The following is a 1,771-nucleotide window of genomic DNA, read 5'->3' on the forward strand; positions in this document are numbered from 1 at the left end:
CCCCGTATCTCAGGGCGAGTACACCGCGCGCCCCGTCCGGGTCGTCCTCCATCGCGATGCTCATTCCCTGGGCATGCAGAAACAGGTATCGAGAAGCACATTCGAGCGCATCAGCGACGGTGGGGGCGTTGCGGATCGCCAAAGACAGCGGTCCCAGCATTCCCAGGTCCTGGCGGCCGGCAACACGCAATCCCAGATCTGGACAGTCCAGCAGGCGTGCTGCGGACTCGAGTACCCGGGCGGCCACGAGATCGGAGATGAGAATGTCGTCGCTGTCGAGTGCGACCGGCGGTAGCCCTGCCCGCTCGGCCAGCTCGTCGGCGTTGCCGCCGAGCTCGGCTACGGTGGCACGGAACCCGCGCAGCGCTGCGGAACGAATCATCGGCATGTCGCCCAGTATCAAATTTTTGTCGTCTCAGATCAAGAACTACGAGCAGTGAACGGCAAATACTGGTTGCTATGACAGACGACCCGCGTTCCACCACCAGCTCCGAGCATGTCGATGTGGTGATCGTCGGCGCAGGCTTGTCCGGTGTGGGTGCCGCATACCGGCTGCAAACCGAGTGCCCGACCAAGTCCTATGCCGTGCTCGAGGCCCGTAGCGCGCTGGGCGGAACGTGGGATCTGTTTCGATACCCCGGGATTCGCTCCGATTCGGACATGTTCACTCTCGGATACCCGTTCCGGCCCTGGCGCGAGGCCAAGTCCATTGCTGACGGCCCCGATATTCTGCGTTACATCCAGGAAACCGCGACCGAGTTCGGCATCGACCGACACGTCCGCTACAACACCAAGGTCGTCGCCGCGGACTACTCGATCGCCGATGCCCTATGGACATTGACCGTCGAACGGCACAGCGACGACGGAACAACAACCACCTCTGCGCTGACCTGTACCTTCCTGTACTCGTGTGCGGGCTACTACGACTACGACCGAGGCCACGCCCCGCAATTTCCGGATAGCGATTCCTTCACCGGCACGATCGTGCACCCCCAGTTCTGGCCCGACCACCTCGACTACACCGGCAAGCAGGTAGTCGTAATCGGCAGCGGCGCGACCGCCGTGACCCTCGTGCCATCCATGGCGACAGACGCCGCCCATGTGACGATGCTGCAGCGCTCACCGACCTGGATCAGCGCCGTCCCCAGCCGGGACAAGATCGCTGATCGACTGCGCGCCATGTTGCCCGCCGGTATGGCGCATCGCATCATCCGTACCAAGAACATCCTTTTCAGCACCGCCTTCTATCAGTACTGCCGTCGGCGGCCCGAGGGAGCACGCGAACTGCTCATCAAGATGAACACCCGCATTCTCGGCGATGCGCAGCTGGTCGAGGACCACTTCACTCCCAGCTACAACCCGTGGGACCAACGGCTTTGCGCCATCCCGAGCGCAGACCTGTTCAAAACTATCAAGAGCGGAGCGGCCGAGGTCGTCACCGACCACATCGATGCTTTCGTTCCCGAAGGTATCCGCCTTCGATCCGGCCGTGTACTCGAAGCCGATATCGTGATCACCGCAACAGGTCTGCAGCTCAAGGCATTCGGCGGAGTCCAGCTGAAAGTCGACGGCCGAGCTGTTGACCTGCAGTCACAATTCGTATGGCAGGGTGCGATGATCAGCGAAGTGCCGAACTTCGCCATGTGCATCGGCTACACCAACGCCTCGTGGACCCTGCGCGGCGACCTCACCTCGCGCTTGGTCTGCAAGGTCCTCAACCACATGGACCGGCACGAACTGGCCGCCATCGCACCCAAGGCAGATCCTGGCC

The 1,771-nt window shown here is 62.4% G+C and carries 2 protein-coding genes; one reads left to right on the plus strand and one right to left on the minus strand.

Annotated features, from left to right (window positions below):
- Positions 1–388 (minus strand): AraC family transcriptional regulator ligand-binding domain-containing protein (locus ACFWF3_RS34590; protein ID WP_379318261.1); only part of this gene is annotated, 388 nt, incomplete at its 3' end.
- Positions 389–459: 71 nt separating this feature from the next.
- On the opposite strand from ACFWF3_RS34590, the gene ACFWF3_RS34595 reads away from it, so the two are divergent.
- Positions 460–1,771 (plus strand): flavin-containing monooxygenase (locus tag ACFWF3_RS34595; RefSeq protein WP_379318263.1); only part of this gene is annotated, 1,312 nt, incomplete at its 3' end.

The sequence above is a fragment of the Nocardia sp. NPDC060220 genome (assembly GCF_042727815.1).
In the GTDB taxonomy this organism is placed as follows: domain Bacteria; phylum Actinomycetota; class Actinomycetes; order Mycobacteriales; family Mycobacteriaceae; genus Nocardia.